This is a genomic window from Mycobacterium sp. 1274761.0 (assembly GCF_001668615.1).
Classification (GTDB): Bacteria; Actinomycetota; Actinomycetes; order Mycobacteriales; family Mycobacteriaceae; genus Mycobacterium.
In genome coordinates this window covers 28314-52402 of sequence record NZ_LZMC01000002.1, presented here as the reverse complement: position 1 = coordinate 52402, position 24089 = coordinate 28314, and the positions used below count along the sequence as shown (strand labels likewise).

The following is a 24089-nucleotide window of genomic DNA, read 5'->3' as shown; positions in this document are numbered from 1 at the left end:
GGGTTGATCAGTCCGTCGTGGTGTAATCGGCAGCACCTCTGATTTTGGTTCAGATAGTTCAGGTTCGAGTCCTGGCGACGGAGCGAGCTTGTCTCGACAGGCAGGAGGACTCGGTGACCCCCAAGACCGAAGCCGCAGTCATCGTGCTGGCGGCCGGCGCGGGCACCCGCATGCGTTCCGACATCCCGAAGGTGCTGCACCCGCTGGCGGGCCGCAGCATGCTCGCCCACGTCCTGCATTCCATCGCCAAGGCCGCCCCGCAGTACCTCGTCGTGGTGCTGGGCCACGACCGCGATCGCATCACCCCTGCGGTCGCCGAACTGGCCGACACCCTCGGCAGGCCGATCGATATCGCCCTCCAGGAAGAACAGCACGGCACCGGGCACGCGGTGGGCTGTGGCCTGTCGGTCCTGCCCGACGGCTTTACGGGCACGGTCGTGGTGACCTCCGGCGACGTTCCGCTGTTGGATGCCGACACACTCGCCGAGCTGATCGCGACCCACGGCGCCGAAACCGCCGCGGCAACGGTGCTGACCACCACGCTGAACGACCCGACGGGGTACGGCCGGATCCTGCGCACCCAGGACGGCGAGGTCATCGGGATCGTCGAGGAAGCCGACGCGACCCGCTCGCAGCGGGCCATCACCGAGGTCAACGCCGGCGTCTACGCGTTCGATATCGAGGTGCTGTGCTCGGCGCTCACCCGTCTGAAGCCGCACAACGCGCAGCAGGAGCTCTACCTCACCGACGCGATCGAGATCATCCGCCAGGATGGCCGCGTCGTGCGGGCCCAACACGTCGACGACGCCGCGCTGGTCGCGGGCATCAACGACCGGGTTCAGCTGTCTGAGCTGGCCGCGGAGCTGAACCGCCGCATCGTCGCCGCCCACCAACGGGCGGGCGTCACCGTCATCGACCCAGCCAGCGCATGGATCGACGTCGACGTGACCATCGGCCGCGACACCGTCATCCGGCCCGGCACCCAGCTGCTCGGCACGACCCGCATCGGCGGTCGCTGCGAGATCGGGCCCGAGACCACGCTGACCGACGTGACCGTCGGCGATGCCGCCACGGTGGTGCGCACCCACGGCTCGGCATCGGTCATCGGTGACGGCGCGACGGTGGGCCCGTTCACCTATCTGCGGCCCGGCACAGTGCTCGGCGACGTCGGGAAGCTGGGGGCGTTCGTCGAGACGAAGAACGCCACGCTCGGCACCGGCACCAAGGTGCCGCACCTGACCTACGTCGGCGACGCCGACATCGGCGAGCACAGCAATATCGGCGCCTCGAGCGTCTTCGTCAACTACGACGGCGAGAACAAGAACCGCACCACGATCGGCTCACACGTGCGCACCGGCTCCGACACGATGTTCGTCGCGCCGGTCACGGTGGGCGACGGCGCGTACACCGGCGCGGGGACCGTCGTGCGCCACGACGTGCCGCCGGGTGCGCTGGCCGTATCGGGTGGCGCGCAGCGCAACATCGAGGGCTGGGTGGAACGAAAGCGCCCCGGCTCGAAGGCCGCGGAGGCCGCACGCAGGGCCAATCAGGCTAGCGAAGACACCGGCCCCGACGACGACAAATCGACGTCAGCCGGTTGAATTCCGTTCCCGTTCTGGCAACCCGGTCACGAACGTACAGCTGAGATACGTACGATTAGGCCGATATCGAACCCCGAATGGCAAGGGCACACTGTGGGCACCGAGTGGACCGACAACCGCAAGAACCTGATGTTGTTCTCCGGTCGCGCGCATCCCGAACTGGCTGAACAGGTTGCCAAGGAACTCGACGTCCCGGTCACCGCTCAGACCGCCCGCGACTTCGCCAACGGCGAGATCTTCGTGCGCTTCGACGAATCGGTCCGCGGCTGTGACGCGTTCGTGCTGCAAAGCCATCCGGCGCCACTGAACCAGTGGCTGATGGAGCAGCTGATCATGATCGACGCGCTCAAGCGCGGCAGCGCGAAGCGGATCACCGCGATTCTGCCGTTCTACCCGTATGCGCGTCAGGACAAGAAACACCGAGGCCGCGAGCCCATTTCCGCGCGGCTGGTCGCCGACCTGCTCGAGACCGCCGGCGCCAACCGCATTCTCACCGTCGACCTGCACACCGACCAGATCCAAGGCTTCTTCGACGGCCCTGTCGACCACATGCGGGCGCAGAACCTGCTCACCGGCTACATCGCCGAGAACTACGCCGACCACGACATGGTCGTGGTTTCCCCGGACTCCGGCCGCGTGCGCGTCGCCGAGAAGTGGGCCGACTCATTAGGCGGCGTTCCACTCGCCTTCATTCATAAGACCCGCGACCCGCTGGTGCCCAACCAGGTGAAGTCCAATCGCGTGGTCGGCGATGTGCGGGGCAAGACCTGCATCCTCACCGACGACATGATCGACACCGGCGGCACCATCGCCGGGGCGGTCAAGCTGCTCCACGAGGACGGCGCGAAGGACGTCATCATCGCCGCCACGCACGGCGTGCTGTCCGACCCCGCACCGCAGCGGCTGGCCGAATGCGGCGCCCGTGAGGTGATCGTCACCAACACCCTGCCGATCGGCGAAGAGAAGCAGTTCCCACAGCTGACCGTGTTGTCCATTGCCCCGCTACTGGCCAGCACCATCCGCGCGGTGTTCGAAAACGGTTCGGTGACAGGGCTTTTCGACGGGTCCGCGTAGTGGGCGACGAGCGGCTCGCCCGAAGAGCAGACAACACTGATTCGGTCATCTATCACAATCCGCGCTGCAGCACCTCCCGTAAAACCCTGGAGTTGTTGCGGGACAACGGCATCGAGCCCATCGTCGTGCAGTACCTGAAGACGCCGCCGTCGCGCGACGAGCTCGTCAAGCTCATCAACGACGCCGGAATCGACGTGCGTACCGCGGTGCGTAAACGTGAGCCGCTCTACGCCGAGCTCAACCTCGACGATGCCGACGACGACGCGCTGCTCGACGCGCTTGTCCAGCATCCGATCCTGATCGAGCGCCCGTTCGTCGTCACCCCGAGAGGCACCCGCCTGGCCAGACCGCTCGACTCCGTCCGCGAGATTCTGTGACGGGTTCCCGCGCACGCGAGGAGCGGAGAACAAACCGCCTTGCGGCGACTCTCGCGGTACTCGCCGTTGCCATGGCTGGCTGCGGCGCCAAGGCTCCTGACTACACGTCGGTGCTGACCGCCACCACCAGCGCCAAGCCCACCGAGACGACGACACCGGTTCCGATCGCGCAGTACCTGGAGAGCGCGGGTATCGTCGGCCAACCCGTCCCGCCCGAGAAGCTGACCGACCTCACGGTGACGATGCCGACGCCGAAAGGCTGGTCGCAGTACAGCAATCCGAGGTTCGCGCCGGGCACGCGCATGATCGCCAAGGGCGACACCTACCCGACCGCGATGTTGCTGGTGTTCGCGCTCAGCGGCGGCGACTTCGATGTGAAGAAGGCCCTCGAGCACGCCAACGCCGACGCCGAACTGTCGCAGAACTTCAAGCAGCTCAACGCTTCCACCAAGGACTTCAAGGGTTTTCCGTCGTCGATGATCGAGGGCAGCTACGACCTCAATGGCAAGCGGATGCACACCTACAACCGGGTCGTCATCGCGACCGGTTCGTCACCGGGCAACCAGCGCTACCTCATTCAGTTCACCGTGACCGGTTACGCCGACAAGGCACAGGCCGAGGCGCCCGACATCGAGGCGATCATCGCGGGGTTCACCGTCGCCAAGAAGTAGTTAGGGTAACGCTCATGAGTGGATGGACCGCCGCCGACCTGCCCTCGTTCGCCGGACGCACCGTCGTCGTCACCGGAGCCAACAGCGGCCTCGGCGAGGTCACCGCACGTGAGCTCGCACGCGTCGGCGCGAAGGTGATCATGGCGGTGCGCAACACGACCAAGGGCGACCAGGCGGCAGCGGGCATGACCGGCGACGTCGAGGTACGCAAGCTCGACCTGCAGGACCTGGCGTCGGTGCGGGAGTTCGCCGACGGCTTCGGGCCGGCGGACACTATCGATGTACTCGTCAACAACGCAGGCATCATGGCGGTGCCCTACGCCCAAACCGTCGACGGGTTCGAAAGCCAGATCGGCACCAACCACCTCGGACACTTCGCGCTGACCAACCAGCTGCTGCCGAAGATCACCGACCGCGTGGTGACGGTGTCGTCGCTCATGCACCTGTTCGGGTACATCAGCCTGAAGGACCTCAACTGGAAGTCCCGCCCGTATCTCGCCTGGCCCGCGTACGGGCAGTCGAAGCTGGCCAACCTGCTGTTCTCCAAAGAACTGCAGCGCCGCCTCACCGCGGCCGGATCGCCGGTCAAGGCGCATTCCGCGCACCCCGGATACTCCGCCACCAACCTGCAAGGCCACACCGGCAACCGGATCAGCGACCGAGCGGTCAAGACCGTCAACAAGGTGGTCACGGACGCCGACTTCGGCGCCCGCCAGACGCTCTATGCGGTGGCAGCCGACCTGCCGGGCGACAGCTTCGTCGGCCCGCGCTTCGGTATCTGGGGCCCGACGAGGCCCGCGCCGCGAAGCCCACTGGCGCGCGACACGAAAAAGGCCGAAGCCCTGTGGGAGCTGTCCGAGCAGCTCACGGGCACTGGATTCGCCCTCTGAGGGGTTCGTCGGATACTCTGTGCGGGCGTCACGGCGAGGGTGGCCGGGTTTCTACCAGCCACCGTTATCGACGGGAAACACGCAGTTGAAGAGTTGCGACCCTGGCCGTGCCCATGGATGACCGGCATTAGAGGAGCAACACACATGGCTAAGACCGCCGCCCCCACCGAGAACAAGCTGACCGCGTCCGTGCGCGCCGAAACCGGCAAGGGCGCCTCGCGCCGCGCGCGCCGGGCCGGCCAGATCCCGGCCGTGCTCTACGGCCACGGCTCCGATCCGCAGCACCTGCTGCTGCCGGGCCATGACTTCGCCGCGGTGCTGCGTCATGCCGGCACCAACGCGGTGCTGACCCTGGACATCGATGGCAAGGAGCAGCTCGCGCTGACCAAGGCACTCGACATCCACCCGATCCGCCGCACCATCACCCATGCCGACCTGCTCGTAGTCCGCCGCGGCGAGAAGGTCACCGTCGAGGTCAACGTCGTCGTCGAGGGCGAGGCGGTGCCGGGCACGCTGGTCACCCAGGACGCCAACACCATCGAGATCGAGGCCGACGCCCTGTCCATCCCGCAGCAGCTCACCGTCTCCGTCGAGGGCGCCGACATCGGCACGCAGTTCACCGCCGGCTCGATCACGCTGCCGTCGGGCGTCTCGCTGGTGTCCGACCCCGAGACCCTGGTGGTCAACGTCGTCGCGGCCCCGACCGCGGAGGAGCTCGAAGCCGAGGGCGCGGGCGAGGCTGCCGAAGGTGAAGCACCGGCCGAGGTTGCGGAGGGCGAAGCGGGCGCCGAGGAGCCCGGCGAGGGCGGCGGGGAGGCATCCGCCGACGAGTCCTCCGAGTAGCAGGGACTCTCTGGCAATATGGCCGGGCCGCTTTTGGTGGTTGGCCTGGGCAACCCCGGGCCGAACTACGCCACGACGCGGCACAACCTCGGCTTCATGGTCGTCGACCTGCTTGCCGCGCGCATCGGCGAGAAGTTCAAGGTGCACAAGAAGTCCGGCGCCGAGGTCGTCACCGGTCGGCTAGCGGGCCGGTCGGTCGTGCTGGCCCGCCCGCGGGTGTACATGAACGAATCCGGCCGCCAGGTCGGGCCGTTGGCGAAGTTTTACTCCATACCGCCCGCCGATGTGGTGATCGTGCACGATGAACTCGACATCGACTTCGGGCGGATCCGGCTCAAGTTCGGCGGCGGCGTCGCCGGTCACAATGGTCTGCGCTCGGTGGCATCAGCGTTGGGCACCAACGACTTTCAGCGGGTCCGCATCGGGATCGGGCGGCCGCCGGGCCGAAAGTCGGGCGCGTCGTTCGTGCTCGAGAATTTCTCCGCCGTCGAGCGGCCCGACGTTCCGGTGATCTGCGAACAGGCCGCCGACGCCACCGAATTGCTGATCACCCAGGGGCTCGAACCGGCGCAGAACATCGTGCACGCCTGGGGCTAGTTACCCCTACGTGACCAGCGCGACGGAGTTCGCGCGGCGCAGCTTGCCCGAGGGCGTCTTCGGGATGGTGCCGGGGCCCAGCACGACGACGTTGCGCGGCCGCACGTCGACCTCGGCGACGACCTCGTGCGCGACCTGATGCTCGATGCGACGCACCTCGGCCGGGTCCTCCCAGGCGTTGGATTCCACCGCAACGGCGAACGTCTCGCGCGAGTGGCCGGCGTCCAAGCGCACCGCGACCGCGCAGCCCGGCCGCACACCCTCGACGCGACCGGCCGCGCGCTCGATGTCGGTCGGGTAGATGTTGCGCCCGGCCATGATGATGACGTCCTTCACGCGTCCACAGACGACGACGTGACCTTCCTCGGTCAGGTAGCCGAGATCACCGGTGTCGTACCAGCCGTGCTCGTCCTGAGCCGGAATGAAGCCGCCCATGGTGATGTAGCCGGGGGTGACGGGCTCTCCGCGCAGCTCGATGACGCCCACGCCACGAGTAGGCATCACGTTGCCCTGCTCGTCGATGATGCGGGCCTCGAGACCCTGCAGCAGCGGGCCGAGCGTGGCGAGCCTGCGGGTGTTGCCCTTGGTGGCCGGCACGGCGCGCCGCAGCGCGGCCAGCAGGTCGCGGTCGACCTCGTCGACCACCAGGCCGGCGTTGCACTCGGAGAATGAGACGGCGAGCGTGGTCTCCGCCATGCCGTAGGCCGGCAAGATCGCCGAGGGCTTCAAACCGAACGGCTTACCCGCGTCGAGCAGGTCTTCGACGTCGGCGGGCTCGACGGGCTCGGCGCCTGACAGCGCGAACCGCAGCGTGGACAGGTCGAATTCGCCGGGCTTGGCGTTGCGCCGCAGCCGCTTGGCCAGCAGCGCGTAGGCGAAGTTAGGCGCTGCGGTCATCGTGCCCTTGTACTTGTCGATGAGTCGCGCCCACAGCAGGGTGTCGCGCAGGAAGTCCATCGGCGTGACCTTGACCAACTCGGCGCCGAAGTACATCGGGATGGTCAGGAAGCCGACCATTCCCATGTCGTGGAAGCAGGGCAGCCAGCTGACCATGACGTCCCTGTCGACGTCGTACTCGGCGCCAATGAACATCGCTTCGGCGTTAGAGTGGATGTTGCTGTGGGTGATCTGCACGGCTTTGGGAGAACCGGTGGAGCCGGACGTCAACTGCATCAACGCGAGGTCGTCCTCGCCCACCTCGATCGGATCGATCGGGTCGGCGGCGAGAAGGTCCGACACGGTCAGGACCGTGATGCCCTGCTCTTGCAGCACGGGGATCGCCACCATGAACGGCTCGGAGACGATGACGGCCTTGGCCTCGATCATCTGGACGACGTGCATCGTGTCTTCTGCCCAGACAGCCAGGTCGGTGCGCGGAGTGGGCTGGTGAAGCATGGTCAGGCTGGCGCCACGCATCCATAGACCCTGAGCGGTCGGGGCGATCTCGACGGGAAAGCCGGCCAGCACACCGACCGCGTCTCCGAGGCCGATGCCCGCGGCAGCGAGGCCGCCGGCGATGCGGCGGGCGCGCTCGTGCACCTCACCCCAGGTGTATCGGATGGGATCGTGCGGTTCACCGGTCACCATGCCCCGGTTGCTTTCCCGGGCACTGCGGTACATCTTCTCGGTGAATCTGCTCACGACAGCCTCCTCGGGGTCCCCGCAAATGCCAGGTTCTTTAAAGCCAAGGTGTAATGCTCCGCCTGGCAGACGGCGCTTTCACGTCGACGCGCACACATTTGGAGCGCGGTTAGATCTCGATTCGGTGATTCAGTAGGGCGGTATTGCCGCCCGCCGCGATTCCCGGCGGCGGCGACATCCGCGTCCATTGCTCGACCGCTACTCTTCACCGTCCATCATCTTAGGCAACTCTTAAGTAACTGCAAAACTCACGTTGAAATTGAGGGTCGTGTCACACCGTCGTAAGCCCGCGTCACGACGTGGCCGGCGCCGGAACCACCCGCGCACCCTGAACCGGGCCGCTGGCCACGCGTACCGTGCGGCACACGCCCGCACCGGCCAGCTCGGCGCCCACATTGACCGCCGAGGTGGACGAGGCGCACAGGAACGCACACGTCGGGCCGGACCCGGACACGATGCCGGCCAGCGCGCCGGCCTCGACGCCGGCCCGCAGCGTGCGTCGCAGCGCGGGGTACAGGCTGAGCGCCGCAGGCTGCAGATCATTGCCCAGCAGCAGCGCCAGAGTCGTGGGGTCGCCCGACGCCAACGCGGCCAGCACAGGTTCGGCGTCTTCCAGCGGAGGTGGCAGGGTCCGGCCCTCGGATTCGCGGAGGCGATCGATCTCGGCGAACACCGCCGGAGTGGACAGCCCGCCGTCGGAAAAAGCCAGCACCCAGTGGAAAGTGTTCCTGGCCAGCACAGTGGCCAGCTCCTCGCCGCGGCCGGTGCCCAGCGCAGTACCGCCGTGCAGCGCGAAGGGCACATCGCTGCCCAGCTGGGCCGCCATCAAGTGCAGGTCGCGACGCGGCACGCCCAGCTCCCACAACGAGTTCATCGCAACCAGCACCGCCGCCGCGTCGGCACTGCCGCCCGCCATGCCGCCCGCGACAGGGATCGACTTCTCGATGGTGATCGCGACGTCCGGAGCCCGGCCGACATGCTCGGCCATCAACTCGGCCGCCCGCCACGCGAGGTTGCGTTCGTCGGTGGGCAGCGCATCCGGGCCCGAGCTGCCCTCACCCACCAGCTCGAGCGACAACATGTCGGCGTTTCGAACAGTCACCTCGTCGAGCAGCGACACGGCATGGAAAACGGTGGTGAGCTCGTGGTAGCCGTCGTTGCGGCGATCCCCGACGGCCAGGTAGAGGTTGACCTTGCCGGGCACCCGCACGGTGACCGACCCGGTGGGGACCCACTCGGAGGCCGTGCTGCCCTTGGACACGGCCACGACATTAGCGCCGACACGCCGCACACAAGAAGTCCCGCGACCAGAAAGGCGGCCGGGCCAACCGCCCTACGCTGGAACCGTGCTGTCGGTCGGCGATGACTTTGCGGGCTACGTCATCGACGCGGCCCTCGGCCGGGGCGGGTACGCCGACGTGTACCGGGCACATCGGCCCGCCGACCCCGGTCGCCCGGTGGCATTGAAGGTTCTCGACGAGGATCACCGCGGCGAGGAGCAAACCGCGCGGCTGCAAAGAGAATTCGAGTTCGCCCATCAGCTTGACCACCCGCACGTGATCACCGTGTACGACAACGGCGTCGGCTGGCTGACCATGGAAGTGATCGACGGCGGCACCTCGACCGCGTTGCCGGACACACAGACCCGTCTCACTGCGCTCGCGCAGATCGCCGACGCGCTGGACTACACCCACCACCGCGGGATCGTGCACTGCGACGTCAAGCCGTCGAATATTCTTGTATCACAGGATTTTTCACGCGCGGTGCTGATCGACTTCGGCGTGGCGTTCGCGGTCGCCGAGACGGCGGCCTGGGCGTCGACGACACAGATCGAGGCCTCGCTGCCCTATACAGCGCCGGAATTGCTGCGCGGCAGGGCACCGTCGGCGCTGACCGATCAGTACGCATTGGCGTGCACGGCCGTTGAACTGCTGCTCGGCGCACCGCCCTATGCTGGTACCGCCACCTGGATGGAGCTCGTCGACGCGCACATCAACCGGCCGGTGCCGAGCTATTCGCACAAGATCGCCTGGGTGCCACGGCTTTTCGACTCATGGCTGCATAGAGCGCTGGCGAAGATCCCCGAAGGGCGTTACGACTCCTGCACGGAACTCATCGAGCAGCTGCGCCGCTCGCTGGGCGACTAAGGCGATTCGACGGGCTCGATGACCCGCTTCTCGTCAGCGTCCCAAACCCCCGAACGCTCCAGCAGCCGTACGAAGTCGGCGATCGACAGCGTCTCGCCGCGACGCGACGGGTCGATGCTCGCGGCCAGCAACCGACGTGCCGACTCATTGCCGCTGCCTGCCCATTCGGCAAACGCGTTACGAGATGTCTTGCGGCGCTGAGAGAAAGCGATGTCGATGAGCTTGAATACCTGCTCGCGGAAGCCGGCGTCGGTCGGCCACGGAGAGGTTTCGTACCGGTCAATGCGGACCAATCCGGAGTACACCCGAGGGATTGGCCAGAACACCGTCGGCGACACCATGCCGTGCCTGCGCACCTTGCCGTAGAAGCGGATCTTGGCGCTCGGCACGCCATAGTCCTTGCCTCCGGGTTCGGCAGCGAGCCGCTCGGCCACCTCTGCCTGCACCATCACCATGACGGTCCGGATGGACGGGAAGTCGGCGAGCAGGTGCAGCAGCGCGGGCACCGCGACGTTGTAGGGCAGGTTGGCCACCAGCGCCGTGGGCTCTTCCGGCAGGTCACCGGGCTGGAGCTCGAGCACGTCCTGGTGCAGCACCGAAAGCCGGTTGATCTCGCTATGGCTGTGTTCGGCGATCGTCTGCGGCAGTCGTGCCGCGAGCACGGGGTCGATTTCGACGGCGGTGACGCGAGCGCCGCGGTCGAGCAGCGCGAGGGTCAGCGATCCGAGGCCGGGCCCGACCTCCAGGACGTGGTCCTGGCGGTTGATCCCGGACGCCGAGACCACCCGACGCACGGTGTTGGCGTCGTGCACAAAATTCTGGCCGAAGGATTTACGCGGCCGAAAGTCCATTTCTTTGGCAAGGTGCCGAATTTCGGTACGGCCCAGCAGTCTGATGGTCAGGACGCCCCCACTCTCCCGCTGCATACGGGCCACGCGCCCCAACCTTGACGGGCCCGGGTGACCTCAGCAATGGCGATCTGCTCTTCACGTGTTGCCAAATCTGCCCTCGCAGCATACCTCAGACCACCGTTACGTTCCCAGGTATTTTGATCAAATTGAACGCCACCGTAAAATCCGTTGCCGCTATTAATGGCCCAGTTGCCGCCTGCCTCACACTGGGCGAGCGCATCCCACTGACCTCCATTACTCACAGGCGGCACTTCCGTACCAGGCCTGGTACCGACCCTCAGCACCCCGTCGACGGCGGGTGCGACGATGACACTAGCAACTGGCAGTCGACCGGTTTCCGTACCGTTGACCTTAGCTATGGCAAACGTTACGTCCTGCAGCCCGGGGGTCCCCGGATTCTCCACGACTTGACGGCTTATGTTCATCGTCGGGTCTTCGATGCGCGTGTTATTCGGGGGTAACGGTATTCGCTCGGTGACCTTCTCGATTCGCAGCCTCGTGACGTCGATCTGCATGCCCTCCACGACGGGCGACGAGGGTGGGGGCACCACGGTGTCGCTCTGCTCGAGGGGGGTGCCTGCTGCGGCCAAGAGCGCTCCGACGTTCGGTGCGGCGAGGCGCACGGTTCGCGTGACGCCGGCGTCGTTGATCTGCACGTTCTTGGCGCTGACGACCGGAAGTGACATCCCGCCGAGCGGCACGCGGCTTCCGCGCGAGGCCGCCGCGGGGGCCTTGTCGGTCATCGAAAGTTGGGCCAGCGCCTCGTCCACGGTCGACGCCGTCGTCCAGACTTCGCGGCTGTTCTGACCGTCCAGGGAGATCTGCAGCGGGCGGCTGCGGCGCAGCACGATCGTGTCGGATTGGTGCACCGCCTGGTCGCCGTCCGGGTACAGATCGTCGCGGTCGCCGACCTCGTAGCCGTTCTCCTTCACGACGTCGATGACGCGGGATTTCATCGTCGCGACGGTCATTTCCGTGCCGTCCACGGTCAGCTTGACGGTCTTATGAGCGGCAACGGCAAAGCCGCCAGCGAACGTGAGCGCGAGCAACGTGATGAACACGAGCGCCCTCAAGTGCGGCGACCGCGATTCATGAAGTTTGTTCAATGCATTCAAATGAGTGCTAATCCCCGACTCGGACCCCGGTCTGGTTTCTTGGCCCTGCTATCGATCACAAGACGGTAACGAACCGGCCTAGCAACGGCAAATCGGACGCCGTCACGGCACGTCCACGTCGAAGCCATACACGCGGGCGGCGGTCGCCGAGGTCTCGCGGGCCAGCTCGTCTGCGGGCCGGTCCACGATATCCGCCAGGGCACGCACGGTGTACGGCAGGCAATAGGGCTCGTTCGGCGCGCCGCGGTACGGGTGCGGCGTCAGAAACGGCGCGTCGGTCTCCACCAGCAGCTGTTGGGACGGGATGAGCCTGGCGGCGTCGTGCAGAGCGCGGGCGTTACGGAAGCTGACAGTGCCCGACAGGCTCAGCACCCACCCCGCGTCCACACACGTGCGCGCCATCTCGGCGTCCGACGAGAAACAGTGGAATATCACGGTCGGCGGCGCGCCTTCGGCCCGCAGGACGTCCAGCACGTCGGCGTCGGCGTCGCGGTTGTGGATCATCAGCGGCTTACCGGTCCGCTTGGCCAGGTCGATGTGCCAGGCGAAGGCCTCGCGCTGCTCTGCCGGCGTGGCGCAGCCGTCGAGCCGGCCGGGCCAATAGTTGTCGAGCCCTGACTCGCCGATGGCCGCCACCCGGGGACTATCGGCAAGCCGCTCGATGACCGCCTTGGCCTCGTCGGTGAGCGCGTTGGCCCGCGTCGGGTGCAACGCGACGGCGGCATACACGCGCGGATCCCAGTCGGTGGCAGCTACGGCCCAGCGGGCGGAGTCCAGATCGTCGGCGATGGTCACCACGGCCTGCACGCCGACGGCTGCCGCGCGTTCGACGATCGCACGCACGTCGTCGGGGGTCTCGGCGCCGCACGCGTCGAGGTGGGTATGGGCGTCGACCAACGGGCTCAACGGCTCGGGAGACGGCGGCGCCGGACGGCTCTTACTCACCGCCACACCCTAAGGTGAGGTGGAAATGAACAACCCCATCCCCAGCGCGAGGACGCGCACCCCAGGGAAGCCGTACTACATCACCACAGCCATCGCCTACCCCAACGGCGATCCGCACATCGGTCATGCCTACGAATACATAGCCACCGATGCCATCGCACGGTTCAAACGACTGGACGGTTTTGACGTTCGCTATCTCACCGGCACCGACGTGCACGGCCTCAAGATGGCAGAGACGGCCGCGGCGCTGGGGATGCCGACCGCGGAGCTCGCGCGGCACAACTCCGATGTGTTCCAGCGGCTGCAGGACAAGCTCAACATCTCCTATGACCGGTTCATCCGCACGTCTGATGAAGACCACTACGAGGCCTCGAAGGCCATCTGGCGCCGGATGAACGAAACCGGCGACATCTACCTGGACGCCTACAAGGGTTGGTACTCGATCCGCGACGAGCGGTTCTTCACCGAGGGTGAGACGACAGTCGGTGCCGACGGTGTGCGCATCGCCACCGAGACCGGCGCACCAGTGACGTGGACCGAGGAGCAGACCTACTTCTTCCGCTTGTCGGCCTACACCGACAAGCTGCTCGCCCTCTACGAGGCACACCCGGAGTTCATCGGCCCGGACGTTCGGCGCAACGAGGTGGTCAGCTTCGTCTCGGGCGGGCTGCGTGACCTGTCGATCTCGCGGACGACGTTCGACTGGGGCGTGCCGGTTCCCGACCATCCCGACCACGTGATGTACGTGTGGGTGGACGCGCTGACGAATTATTTGACCGGCGTCGGCTTCCCCGACACCTCCTCGGAGCTGTTCCGCCGCTTCTGGCCCGCGGATCTGCACATGATCGGCAAGGACATCATCCGGTTCCACACCGTGTACTGGCCGGCGTTTCTGATGTCGGCGGGAATCGAGTTGCCGCGTCGGGTCTTCGTGCATGGCTTTGTGCTCAACCGCGGCGAGAAGATGAGCAAGTCGGTGGGCAACGTCGTCGACCCGGTGAACCTCGTCGACACGTTCGGCGTCGATCCGGTGCGCTATTTCTTTCTGCGCGAGGTGCCGTTCGGGCAGGACGGCAGCTACAGCGAGGACGCGATCGTCACCCGCATCAACGCCGACCTCGCCAATGAATTGGGCAACCTGGCGCAGCGGTCGCTGTCGATGGTCGCCAAGAACCTCGACGGAATCGTGCCGGAACCCGGCGAGTTCACCGATGACGACCGCGCGCTGCTGGACCGCGCCGGCGAGGGACTGCTGTCGGCGGTGCGGGCGCACTTCGAGGTGCCTGCGATGCATCTGGCCTTGGAGGCGATCTGGTTGGTGCTCGGTGAGGCCAACCGCTACTTCTCGGCCCAAGAGCCGTGGGTGCTGCGCAAGTCGGAGTCCGCGGCCGACCAGCAGCGGTTCCGCACGGTGTTGTACACGACGATGGAGGTGGTGCGGGTCGCCGCGCTGCTGTCGCAGCCGGTGATGCCGGAGTCGTCGGGCAAGCTGCTCGATCTGCTCGGCCAGCCCGCCGAGAAGCGGACCTTCGCCGCGATCAGCGACCGGCTGGCGCCGGGCACCGCGCTGCCGGCTCCGACCGGTGTGTTCCCGCGCTTTCAGGCGGAGTGACGCGCGTCACGTTGTGTCACGTCTCGGCCGTCGCCGGTGTCTAGAGGGCATCACCGACACTCGAGGAGGAGACACCATGACCGGGATACGCAGCCACGTCGTTGTCGTCGGCGGTGGATACGCGGGCACGATGGCAGCCAACCATCTGCGCTTGCGCAACGACGTGGACATCACATTGGTCAACCCACGCCCGCAGTTCGTCGAGCGGATCAGGCTGCACCAGCTGGTGGCTGGCAACCACCCCGCGACGGCCGACTACGGCACGCTTCTCGGCGACGGCATCAACCTGGTCGTCGACACCGCCACCAGGATCGACCCCGCCACGCGCACCGTGCAGTTCGCCTCGGGCCGCAGGGCGCTGCATTACGACTACCTCATGTACGCCGTCGGCAGCACTGGCGCGACACCTGCCGTCCCCGGCGCTGAATTCGCTTACCCGATCGCGGAATTCGAGTACGCGCAACGGCTGCGGGACGCGCTGGCGGAGCTGCATCCCGACGCACCGGTCACTGTCGTCGGCGCGGGACTCACCGGAATCGAGACCGCCGCGGAGCTGGCCGAGCAGGGCCGCAGGGTCACGCTGGTCTGTGGGGGGCAGCTCGCTGCGTCACTGTCGGAGTCCGCGCGTCGGGCTACGGCCAAGCAACTGGCCAAGATCGGTGTGACGGTGCTGGAAGATGACGTGGTGACCGAACTCAGACGCGACGCGGTGGTGTTCGCCGACGGCGCGGTCCGGCCCAGCGCTCTGACCATCTGGACAGCGGGCTTTGGCGTGCCGGCGCTGGCCGCCGACAGCGGACTGCGCACCGACTCGCTCGGCCGCCTTCTCACCGACGAGACGCTGACCAGCATTGACGACCCGCGCATCGTGGCTGCCGGTGACTGCGCCGCACCGTCGGGCCAACCTCTGCGGATGAGCTGCCAGGCGGCCGGACCGCTGGCGACATTCGCGGCGCAGACGGTGTTGAGCCGCATCGCGGGCGAGGAACCGGAGGTCATCCTGCCCAAGTTCGCGGGCCAGTGCGTGAGCCTTGGCCGGCGCGCGGGCACGGTTCAGATCTCCCACGAGGACGACACGCCGACGCGGTTTTACCTCAGCGGACGCGTGGCCGCATCGATCAAGGAGGCGATCTGCAAGGGCACGCTGTGGGGTCTGCGCAGGGAGGCCCGCAAGCCGGGATCGGCGTTCCTGTTCAAGGGCTCCGAGCGCGACACGATGCCGGAGGCGGCGCCGCAGGTGGTCACGAACCCGTGACCACCTCCAGCGCCGAGCATGCCGAGCGGTTCACTCACCTGCGACCGCTGCTCTTTACGATCGTCTACGAAATTCTGGGCAGTGCAACGGAATCCGACGATGTGCTGCAGGACAGCTATCTGCGGTGGGCCGAAGTTGACCTCGCGACGGTGCGCGACACCAAGTCGTATCTGGCGCAGTTGGTGACGCGGCAGGCGCTCAACGCGTTGCGCGCGGACGCCCGCCGTCGCGAGGAATACATCGGCCCATGGCTACCCGAGCCGCTGCTGCTCGACGAGCGGGACGCATCGGCTGATGTGGTTCTGGCCGAGTCGGTTTCGATGGCAATGCTGGTGCTGCTCGAAACGCTCAGCCCAGACGAGCGGGCGGTGTTCGTGCTGCGCGAGGTTTTCGGCTTCGACTACGACGAGATCGCCGGAGCCGTAGGCAAGTCCGTGACGAACGTGCGTCAGATGGCGCATCGGGCCCGCGAACACGTGCAGGCCCGCCGCAGGCGGTTCGTACCCGCGGACGCCGCCATGAGCGCCGAGTTGACCGAGCGCTTTCTGTCGGCCGCTTCGACCGGTGACGTGGACGGGCTGATGGCGCTGTTGGCGCCGGACGCCACCTGGACGGCCGACAGCGGCGGCAAGGCGTCGGCGGCGCGGCGGCCGGTCGTCGGTGCGGACAAGGTTGCCAAGGTCCTGGCGGGGCTCTTCCGCGTCGCGGCCGAGCGCATGCCCGATGTCCGGTTCGATACGGCGGTATACAACGGCGCGCCCGCGATGGTGGTGTACAACGGCGAGCAACTCGAGGGCGTGTTCCTCCTCGAGATCACCGACGGTCTGATCAGCCACTTCTACGCGATGCGCAACCCGGACAAGCTGCTGGGAGTCATGATCCCGCGGGAGATCAGCCGCAGCGTCTGACAAGCTGAGCCAATGCGGATCGAGCGGCTCGGCGACCTCGGCACCGCACCGCGGGTGCTGCGGGCGGTGGCCGCGGCCGCCGACCGGCAGGGGCTGGCGCCGCCAGCAGCGCTGATCGGCGAATGGTTCGGTTCGCGTGCCGTCATCGCACCGACGTTGACGGCGTCTGCCGTAGCGGCCGACGGGGTCTTCGAAGCGCCGCCGGGTGCGGCGACCGCCGGTGCGGTCGGCGGTGGTTGGTTCGGATACCTGTCGTACCCGGACGCCGGAGCCGACGGACGCCCCGCGCGCATCCCTGAGGCGGCGGGCGGCTGGACCGACTGCGTGCTGCGCCAGGACGACGACGGCTGCTGGTGGCACGAAACCCTCTCCGGCGCAGCGCTTTCGGGATGGGTAGCCGACGCGGTACGAAGGCCGCTGCCGCCGAATAACTTCCAGATCACCTGGGGCGACGCCGACCGGGGGGCGCACCGTCGCGGTGTGCTCGACTGCCTGGAGGCGATCGCCGCGGGCGAGATCTATCAGGCGTGTGTGTGTACGCAGTTCGCGGGACGGCTCGACGGGGCAGCCATCGACTTCTTCGTCGACGCCGTGGCACACACCTCGCCGGCACGCGCGGCGTATATCGCGGGTGCTTGGGGCGCGGTGGCGTCGCTGTCCCCGGAATTGTTCATCAAACGGGCGGGCGATGCGGTGATGTCGAGCCCGATCAAAGGCACCCTGCCGTGGACCGCCGATCCCGCCGCGCTGCGCGCGTCGGTCAAGGATGTCGCGGAGAACATCATGATCGTCGACCTGGTCCGCAACGACCTGAGCCGCGTCGCGATCACCGGCACGGTCGCGGTGCCCGAGCTTCTCGCGGTGCGGCCCGCGCCGGGCGTGTGGCATCTGGTGTCGACGGTTTCGGCGCAAGTAGCTGCCGATGTGCCGATGGCCGTGCTGCTGGAGGCCGCGTTCCCGCCGGCGTCCGTCACGGGCACGCCCAAGATGCGGGCACGTGAGCTGCTGACCGGTTGGGAGCCGCGACGACGTGGAGTTTATTGCGGCACAGTCGGTTTGGTGTCGCCAGTCGCCGGGTGCGAGCTGAACGTGGCGATTCGCACCGTAGAGTTCGCGGCCGACGGCTCGGCGGTCCTCGGCGTCGGGGGCGGCATCACCGCCGACTCGAGCCCTGGCCTCGAGTGGGACGAGTGCCTGCACAAAGCGGCACCGATCATCGGCCATAGCGCGCGCACCGCTCAGTCGCGCGAGCGCAGGACCGCGTCATAGAGCTCCCGGCGCGACGGCGCGCCGGGATTCTCGGCGACGACCTGCGCGCAGGCGTCCTTCACCCTGGCGCCATCGTCGACAAGCGCGTTCACCTCGGCGACCAACGCCTCGAGGTCGGCTTGCGGCTGCGCGCCCGCCAGGACGACGGTGATTTCGCCGAGCACGCCGCCGGCCGCCCAGTCGGCCAGCTCGGCCAGTGAGCCGCGGACGATCTCCTCGTGGGTCTTGGTCAGCTCGCGGCATACCACGGCCCGACGATCGGGTCCGAGCACCTCGACCGCGTCCTGCAGGCACGCGCCGAGCCGTCGCGGAGACTCGAAGAAGACGGCCGTCCGCGCTTCGGCCGCTAAGCCCGCGAGCCACGTCTTGCGCGCCGAGTGCTTGCGGGGCGGGAAGCCCTCGAAGCAGAACCGGTCGGCGGGTAGCCCCGAGATCGCCACGGCCGTGGTCACCGCCGACGGGCCGGGCAGGCAGCTCACCGGCAGCCCGGCCTCGACGCAGGCGGCCACCAGCCGGTAGCCCGGGTCGTTGATGACGGGCATGCCCGCGTCGCTGACCACCAGCACCGTCGCGCCACCCCTGACGTCGTCGAGCAGCGCCGGAACCCGCGTCGCCTCGTTCTGGTCGAACAAGCTCACGACGCGTCCGGCGATCTTGACGTCGAGCGCCTGCGCCAACGCCCGGACCCGGCGGGTGTCCTCGGCGGCCACTACATCTGCGCTGCGCAGGCCGCTGACCAGCCGCGCAGAGGCGTCGGTGGGCAGCCCCAGCGGGGTCGCAGCCAACAGCAATCGTCCGGGGCTCATCCCGCACAGCCTACGATCGCATCCGTGACCGCCACCGCCACCGAATCCCCGTCGGCCGCGCGTTCGGTCCCAGTGATCAGCCCGGGGCCGCTCATGCCCGTCGCCGACTTCGGGCCCTTCGACCGGTTGAACGGCTGGACGATGACGGCGGTCATCGCCGCGCTGGCGGCGCTGACGCGGTTCCTCAACCTCAACTCGCCGACCGATGCCGGCACCCCGATCTTCGACGAGAAGCATTACGCGCCGCAGGCCTGGCAGATGCTGTTCAACCACGGCGTCGAGGACAATCCCGGATACGGCTTGGTGGTGCATCCGCCGGTCGGCAAACAGTTGATCGCGATCGGTGAGGCGATCTTCGGCTACAACGGGCTGGGCTGGCGGTTCACCGGCGCGGTGCTGGGCGTCATCGGGATCGCGCTGGTGGCCCGCATCGTGCGACGGATGACGCGCTCGACGATGATCGGCGCCGTCGCAGGCCTGCTGCTGATCGCCGACGGGGTCAACTTCGTGGCGTCACGCACGGCGCTGCTCGACGGTTTCCTGGCGTTCTTCGTGATCGCGTCGTTCGGCGCGTTGATCGTCGACCGTGATCAGGTGCGGGAACGAATGCATATCGCGCTGTTGGAGGGCCGCGTCGGCGAAACGCCGTGGGGCCCTCGGCTTGGCGTTCGGTGGTGGCGCTTCGGAGCGGGTGTGTTGCTCGGATTGGCCTGTGCGACAAAGTGGTCCGGGTTGTACTTCATTCTGTTCTTCGGTGCGATGACGCTGGCGTTCGATGTCGCGGCCCGCAGGCAGTTTCGGGTACCGCGGCCGTGGCTGGGCACCCTGCGACGGGACCTCGGGCCGGCCGTCTACGCGTTGGGCCTCATCCCGGTCGGCGTGTATCTGGCGTCATATGCACCGTGGTTCGCGTCGGAGACCGGGGTGAATCGGCATGAGGTCGGACAGTCGATCGGGCCGGGCGGCTTTCTGCCCGATGCGATTCGGTCGCTATGGCATTACACGTACGCGGCGTACCGGTTCCATGCCGGCCTGACCAACGCCGACGGCAACCACCACCCGTGGGAATCCAAGCCGTGGGCGTGGCCGATGTCGCTGCGACCAGTGCTCTATGCCATCGACCAGGACAACGTGCCCGGCTGCGGTGCGCAGTCGTGCGTCAAGGCCGTGATGCTGGTCGGCACGCCGGCCATGTGGTTCCTCGCGGTGCCGGTGCTGGGTTGGGCGCTGTGGCGCGCGTTCGTCAAGAGGGATTGGCGATATGGCGCTGCCCTGGTCGGCTACGGCGCGGGTTTTCTGCCGTGGTTCGCCGACATCGACCGGCAGATGTACTTTTTCTACGCGGCGACCATGGCGCCGTTCCTCGTCATGATGATTGCGATGATCTGCGGTGACGTACTGCACGCGCCCAATCAGAACCCCGAGCGAAGAACGCTGGGGCTGATAGCGGTGAGTTGCTATGTGGCCCTGGTGATCACGAACTTCGCGTGGATGTATCCGATTCTCACCGGCATCCCGATCTCGCAGTCCACGTGGAACCTGCAGATTTGGCTGCCCAGTTGGCGATAGTCGCGACAGCCGTTCGCGAGATCCGAGTTTTGTAGGCGCTCACTCGTACTTCTTCTGCAGGAGTCGGTTTTCGACGAGCTCACACCGCGTCGCGCGCCGCCGGGCAGGACATGCAGCGCGGGCCACCGCGGCCCGTGCCGAGTTCACTGGCCTCGATGGGCAACACCTCGATGCCCGAATCCCGAAGCCGATCATTGGTTTCGATGTTGCGCTCGTAGGCCACCACCACACCCGGCGCCACCGCCAACGTGTTGTTGCCGTCGTCCCATTGCTCACGCTCGGCGGTGACGGGGTCCAAGCCGGTCGCGATTACCCGCAACTTCTCGATACCCATCGCATCGGCGGCCGCTTCCAAGAACGGCGCGGCGTCATCGATCTTGACTCCCCCGTTTCCGTCGCGGTGAATAGTGAAGGCCGACAACGAATCGACGACGTTGGGATACATGACGACGGCGTCGGTGTCCACCATCGTGCAGACGGTGTCGAGGTGCATCTGCGCTCGCCCCTGGGCGATCGGCACCGCCAACACCGTATGCGCCAGGTCATCGTCGAAGAGGCTGCGCGCCAACGCCTCTGCCCCAGCCGGTGTCGTCCGCTCCCCCACCCCGACGGCGACCACGCCGGGCGCCAGCAGCAGCACGTCGCCGCCCTCGACCGGCGCGGAGCGCGACTCGTAGGCGCGCCTGACGCCTAGGAACCGCGGGTGGTGCGCGTAGATGAGGTCGGTCAGCGACGTCTCGCGAATCCGTGCGGGCAACGCCAGCGACGTGATCGCCACCCGCGGCCCGATCCAGAACGACGAGTCGCGCGTGAACAGCAAGTTGGGCAGCGGCTCGATGACGAAGTCGCCGCCGTGGTGCATGCGGCGCACCAGCGAGACTTCACCGCCGGCGATCGGCAGCTCGGTGAACGTCATGCCCGCCACCAGGACATGCGCCAGCGCCGCCGGCTCCAATGTCCGCAGATATGCCGAAAGCTGTTGCGCCAACGGCAGTCCAAGCCGTCGCGCATCCACCGCTGCCGAGATGCCGTGCATGCGGGCCGCCCCGCTGGCCAGTGCCTCGGTCAACAAGTCCGCCAGCAGCAGCACCTCGACACCGCGCGATCGCAGCAGATCGGCGAACGCGTCGTGCTCTTCCTGCGCCTTGGCGACCCACGGCAACCCGTCGAACAACAACGCGTCGTTGTTGCGGGGCGTCAGGCGCTGCAACTCGGCACCGGGCCGGTGCAGGATGACCACCCGCAATGGCCCGACCTCGGAAGTCACCCCGAGCGCGGTCTCACTCACAGTTAGCACCGTATCGCGACAACCCCACCTCAACTATGGTTTAGGTATGGACTTCCACGAGCTGACGCCCGGCGAAATGGCCGACCGCAGCGGCGTGGCGGTCTCGGCACTGCACTTCTACGAACGCCAGGGCCTGATCGCCAGCCGCCGCACCACGGGCAATCAACGCCGCTATCCGCGCGAGACGTTGCGGCGCGTCGCGTTCATCCGGATGTCGCAGCGGCTTGGCATTCCGCTGGCCCGTATCCGGGAAGCGTTGGCGACGCTGCCCACCGACCGCGTGCCGACGAGTAAGGACTGGGCTCGATTGTCGGCGGGCTGGCGTCAGGATCTCGACGATCGCATCCTGCATCTGCAGCGGCTGCGCGACAACCTCACCGGCTGCATCGGCTGCGGCTGCCTGAGCCTCAAGACGTGCGCGTTGTCCAACCCCGGCGACGTCATGGCCGAACAAGGGCCCGGTGCGGCACGGTTGTAGAATCTTCGAACGCTTGTGCGATAAACTCGCCTGCATGGAGGTGGCTCTGCAAAGCTCTCTCTTCGACCCCGCCCCCGAGCGGCAGCATCTCGGCGCCGGCGCGTGGGTCGAGGTGCGGCCCGGTTGGCTCACCGGTGCCGACAGGCTGTTCGACGAGCTGGTGAAGGTCATCCCGTGGCGCGCCGAGCGCAGGCACATGTACGACCGCGTGCTCGACGTACCGCGCCTGGTCAGCTTCCACAATCTGATCGAAGACCCGGCGCCGCATCCGGTGCTCAAACAGCTGCGTCGTCGGCTCAACGACACCTACGGCGGCGAGCTGGGCGAGCCGTTCACCACCGCAGGCCTCTGCCTCTACCGCAACGGGGACGACAGCGTCGCCTGGCACGGCGACACCATCGGCCGCAGCAGCACACACGACACCATGGTCGCCATCGTTTCGCTAGGAGCCACAAGGGTTTTCGCGTTGCGCCCGAGAGGCGGCGGCAAGTCGCTGCGGCTGCAGCACCATCACGGCGATCTCCTCGTCATGGGTGGCTCGTGCCAGCGGACCTGGGAGCACGCCATTCCGAAGACGGCCAAGCCCGTGGGTCCGCGGATCAGCATCCAGTTCCGGCCGCATGACGTCCGGTGAGCCTCAGGCTTTGACGGCGGACACACCCGCGCTGAGCAGTTCGCCCGCGCGTTCGGTGTCGACGGGCGCGACGGGCTTGTCGGGGATGACGAGCGGGTTGGCGGTGACGATCACCATAAGCGTGCCGAACCGGGCCACGTAGTTGTAAAGCTCACCGGCACGGGTCTTTCCGCCGACGGTGGTCTGGATGACGCGGTGCGCACCCGATGTCTGCGCGCCGTCGAGCTTCGGCGCATCCACCACTTCGATGAGGCCCCGCACCGCCGGTCCCGCGAACCCGACCTTGTGGCAGTTGTCCGGCGGCCCTTGCACCGGCACCGCTTCCGACGTCTCCACGGCGATCACGATGAACCTGTTGCCGTCGCCCTCGGCAGTGAGCGCGGCCATGTTGCCCTTCACGCCGACGGGCAGGACCTGCTGGTTGGCGAACTGGGCGCAGTCCGCCGGCTCGAATTTTATTTGAGCAGGCAGCTTTTGAGGTTCGAGGATGCGGGGATCGATGGCTGTCGGGGCGATATCGGTGACCTTGTACGCCGGGGGGAATTCCGAGCGGAGGTTCTTGATGTTGGCGATGTCGGCGTGCGACAGATCCGGCTGCGCCGACTCTGCAGACGCACACGCGGCCAGCGCGCCAACACACGCGACGATGAGCGCGGCCCTGAGGTTCGACATCGCCGCCAATGTACCTGCCGGCGCGCGGTCAGCCGCGTAGCGCCGACACTGTTTTGACCAACAGATCGGCGGCGAATTCTCCGCCGAGGGGCGGGTTCGGCGAACCCGGGTCGGTCACCACGGTGACCGAGGTCAGATAGTCATCCAGGTAGGCGTTGAAGGTGTAGGCCGAAGCCGTCGTTTCCCTGCCGCCCTCGACCACGGTCTTGGCGACGGTGTGCATGCCGATCGTCGTCGCCCCGTCGATGGCCGGGGCGTCGACGAGGTCGACGGTGCCGTTGGTATTGCCCGAGCTGATGGTCCAATGCCCGCAGTCGGCGGGCACTGCCGGGTCAAGCGTGACGGGCGCGGCCGGCGAGCCGGACACGACGGTGTGCACGATGCCGCCGGGCCCCGATGCGGACCAACCTTTGGTGGTGAGCTCGTCGGTGGCGGGGGCGGCCAGCACGGCACACCGCGGCGGCTCGGATGTCCAACCGGGTCCGAAGCCCCAGAACGCTGCGGCCGAGGCGGGCCCGCCGACGTCATCGACCTCGTAGCCGGGGGGCAGGTCGCCGCGGGTCCGGCTGATCCGGGCGGGATTGACGTGGGCTTTTGATGCTGACGCGGCGGGGCTCGACCATTGCGACGATGTGCCGGGCGGGCCGCACGCCGTGAGGATGCACAACGCCGCGAGCATTTGAGCCAGGCCGAACCGGCACACGCCCGTTGATACCACAGCGAAGGCTTTGAACTTGCTGGCAACACTTTGCGTGTCTACAACGATCAAACAATCGGTCGGGCTGA

General features: G+C 67.3%; 24 protein-coding genes and 1 tRNA gene. 16 read left to right on the top strand and 9 right to left on the bottom strand.

The window, feature by feature from the left end; translation table 11 throughout:
- The first annotated feature begins 11 nt into the window (after positions 1–11).
- From A5651_RS00465 to pth, 8 genes are all read left to right on the top strand, one after another.
- Positions 12–83, top strand: a tRNA-Gln gene (locus A5651_RS00465).
- 30 nt (positions 84–113) lie between these two features.
- Positions 114–1601 carry a bifunctional UDP-N-acetylglucosamine diphosphorylase/glucosamine-1-phosphate N-acetyltransferase GlmU gene (gene glmU, locus A5651_RS00460; RefSeq protein ID WP_066974489.1) on the top strand — a complete coding sequence of 496 codons (1488 nt, stop codon included), beginning with the start codon at positions 114–116 and terminating at the stop codon, positions 1599–1601.
- 93 nt (positions 1602–1694) lie between these two features.
- Complete coding sequence (locus A5651_RS00455) at positions 1695–2675, top strand: ribose-phosphate diphosphokinase (protein WP_066974487.1); 981 nt, start codon at positions 1695–1697, stop codon at positions 2673–2675.
- A complete protein-coding gene (gene arsC / locus A5651_RS00450) occupies positions 2675–3052 on the top strand; it encodes an arsenate reductase (glutaredoxin) (protein WP_066974485.1) in 378 nt (125 codons plus the stop codon). The genes A5651_RS00455 and arsC overlap by 1 nt, the downstream gene beginning before the upstream one ends.
- Positions 3053–3123: 71 nt before the next feature.
- A complete protein-coding gene (locus A5651_RS00445) occupies positions 3124–3723 on the top strand; it encodes an LpqN/LpqT family lipoprotein (RefSeq protein ID WP_066974483.1) in 600 nt (199 codons plus the stop codon).
- Between the two features lie 14 nt (positions 3724–3737).
- The gene (locus A5651_RS00440) at positions 3738–4613 is read left to right on the top strand and encodes an oxidoreductase (RefSeq protein ID WP_066974481.1); all 876 of its coding nucleotides are present in this window, start codon (positions 3738–3740) and stop codon (positions 4611–4613) included.
- Positions 4614–4757: 144 nt separating this feature from the next.
- On the top strand, positions 4758–5456 hold the full coding sequence (locus A5651_RS00435) for a 50S ribosomal protein L25/general stress protein Ctc (protein ID WP_066974479.1): 699 nt from the start codon (positions 4758–4760) through the stop codon (positions 5454–5456).
- An 18-nt stretch (positions 5457–5474) separates the two neighbouring features.
- Positions 5475–6053, top strand: a complete 579-nt coding sequence (gene pth, locus A5651_RS00430) for an aminoacyl-tRNA hydrolase (RefSeq protein WP_066974477.1) — start codon at positions 5475–5477, stop codon at positions 6051–6053.
- A 6-nt stretch (positions 6054–6059) separates the two neighbouring features.
- On the opposite strand, the gene A5651_RS00425 is transcribed toward pth, so the two are convergent.
- Together A5651_RS00425 and A5651_RS00420 are read right to left on the bottom strand one after the other, a co-directional pair.
- Entirely contained in the window at positions 6060–7694 is a 1635-nt protein-coding gene (locus A5651_RS00425; protein WP_066974475.1) for a fatty acyl-AMP ligase, read from the bottom strand.
- Between the two features lie 292 nt (positions 7695–7986).
- The gene (locus A5651_RS00420; protein ID WP_066974473.1) at positions 7987–8961 is read right to left on the bottom strand and encodes a 4-(cytidine 5'-diphospho)-2-C-methyl-D-erythritol kinase; all 975 of its coding nucleotides are present in this window, start codon (positions 8959–8961) and stop codon (positions 7987–7989) included.
- Between the two features lie 79 nt (positions 8962–9040).
- Here A5651_RS00420 and A5651_RS00415 point away from each other — a divergent pair, with 79 nt between their 5' ends.
- On the top strand, positions 9041–9841 hold the full coding sequence (locus tag A5651_RS00415; protein WP_066974471.1) for a serine/threonine-protein kinase: 801 nt from the start codon (positions 9041–9043) through the stop codon (positions 9839–9841).
- On the opposite strand, the gene rsmA is transcribed toward A5651_RS00415, so the two are convergent.
- The 3 genes from rsmA to A5651_RS00400 all read right to left on the bottom strand — a co-directional run bounded on the left by rsmA (position 9838) and on the right by A5651_RS00400 (position 12812).
- A complete protein-coding gene (rsmA, locus tag A5651_RS00410) occupies positions 9838–10767 on the bottom strand; it encodes a 16S rRNA (adenine(1518)-N(6)/adenine(1519)-N(6))-dimethyltransferase RsmA (protein WP_197496487.1) in 930 nt (309 codons plus the stop codon). The two genes, A5651_RS00415 and rsmA, sit on opposite strands and share 4 nt — an antisense overlap.
- Complete coding sequence (locus A5651_RS00405) at positions 10740–11867, bottom strand: resuscitation-promoting factor (RefSeq protein WP_066974469.1); 1128 nt, start codon at positions 11865–11867, stop codon at positions 10740–10742. Before A5651_RS00405 ends, rsmA begins: the two co-directional genes overlap by 28 nt.
- A gap of 102 nt (positions 11868–11969) precedes the next feature.
- A complete protein-coding gene (locus A5651_RS00400) occupies positions 11970–12812 on the bottom strand; it encodes a TatD family hydrolase (protein WP_197496486.1) in 843 nt (280 codons plus the stop codon).
- Between the two features lie 25 nt (positions 12813–12837).
- Between A5651_RS00400 and metG the strand changes: the two genes are divergently transcribed.
- The 4 genes from metG (at position 12838) to A5651_RS00380 (ending at position 17856) form a co-directional block, all read left to right on the top strand.
- A complete protein-coding gene (gene metG / locus A5651_RS00395) occupies positions 12838–14424 on the top strand; it encodes a methionine--tRNA ligase (RefSeq protein ID WP_066974465.1) in 1587 nt (528 codons plus the stop codon).
- Positions 14425–14500: 76 nt separating this feature from the next.
- Positions 14501–15679, top strand: coding sequence for an NAD(P)/FAD-dependent oxidoreductase (locus A5651_RS00390; protein WP_066974463.1), 1179 nt, complete (start codon positions 14501–14503; stop codon positions 15677–15679).
- Complete coding sequence (locus tag A5651_RS00385) at positions 15676–16587, top strand: RNA polymerase sigma-70 factor (RefSeq protein ID WP_066974461.1); 912 nt, start codon at positions 15676–15678, stop codon at positions 16585–16587. Before A5651_RS00390 ends, A5651_RS00385 begins: the two co-directional genes overlap by 4 nt.
- A gap of 12 nt (positions 16588–16599) precedes the next feature.
- On the top strand, positions 16600–17856 hold the full coding sequence (locus A5651_RS00380; RefSeq protein WP_066974459.1) for an aminodeoxychorismate synthase component I: 1257 nt from the start codon (positions 16600–16602) through the stop codon (positions 17854–17856).
- Here A5651_RS00380 and rsmI read toward each other — a convergent pair.
- Positions 17826–18662 (bottom strand): 16S rRNA (cytidine(1402)-2'-O)-methyltransferase, encoded by an 837-nt coding sequence (gene rsmI / locus A5651_RS00375; protein WP_066974457.1) that lies wholly within the window; start codon positions 18660–18662, stop codon positions 17826–17828. The two genes, A5651_RS00380 and rsmI, sit on opposite strands and share 31 nt — an antisense overlap.
- Positions 18663–18755: 93 nt before the next feature.
- Here rsmI and A5651_RS00370 point away from each other — a divergent pair, with 93 nt between their 5' ends.
- Positions 18756–20231 carry a dolichyl-phosphate-mannose--protein mannosyltransferase gene (locus A5651_RS00370; protein ID WP_156662462.1) on the top strand — a complete coding sequence of 492 codons (1476 nt, stop codon included), beginning with the start codon at positions 18756–18758 and terminating at the stop codon, positions 20229–20231.
- A 79-nt stretch (positions 20232–20310) separates the two neighbouring features.
- On the opposite strand, the gene arcA is transcribed toward A5651_RS00370, so the two are convergent.
- Positions 20311–21519: an arginine deiminase gene (gene arcA / locus A5651_RS00365; protein WP_066974453.1), complete on the bottom strand. Its 1209-nt coding sequence runs from the start codon at positions 21517–21519 to the stop codon at positions 20311–20313.
- Positions 21520–21565: 46 nt separating this feature from the next.
- Between arcA and soxR the strand changes: the two genes are divergently transcribed.
- Complete coding sequence (soxR, locus tag A5651_RS00360; RefSeq protein WP_066974451.1) at positions 21566–21997, top strand: redox-sensitive transcriptional activator SoxR; 432 nt, start codon at positions 21566–21568, stop codon at positions 21995–21997.
- A 34-nt stretch (positions 21998–22031) separates the two neighbouring features.
- Entirely contained in the window at positions 22032–22631 is a 600-nt protein-coding gene (locus A5651_RS00355) for an alpha-ketoglutarate-dependent dioxygenase AlkB (protein ID WP_066974449.1), read from the top strand.
- A gap of 3 nt (positions 22632–22634) precedes the next feature.
- Here A5651_RS00355 and A5651_RS00350 read toward each other — a convergent pair whose 3' ends face one another.
- Together A5651_RS00350 and A5651_RS00345 are read right to left on the bottom strand one after the other, a co-directional pair.
- Complete coding sequence (locus tag A5651_RS00350; RefSeq protein WP_066974447.1) at positions 22635–23303, bottom strand: DUF5642 family protein; 669 nt, start codon at positions 23301–23303, stop codon at positions 22635–22637.
- 28 nt (positions 23304–23331) lie between these two features.
- Positions 23332–24021 carry a DUF5642 family protein gene (locus A5651_RS00345; RefSeq protein ID WP_231988431.1) on the bottom strand — a complete coding sequence of 230 codons (690 nt, stop codon included), beginning with the start codon at positions 24019–24021 and terminating at the stop codon, positions 23332–23334.
- Between the last annotated feature and the right edge of the window lie 68 nt (positions 24022–24089).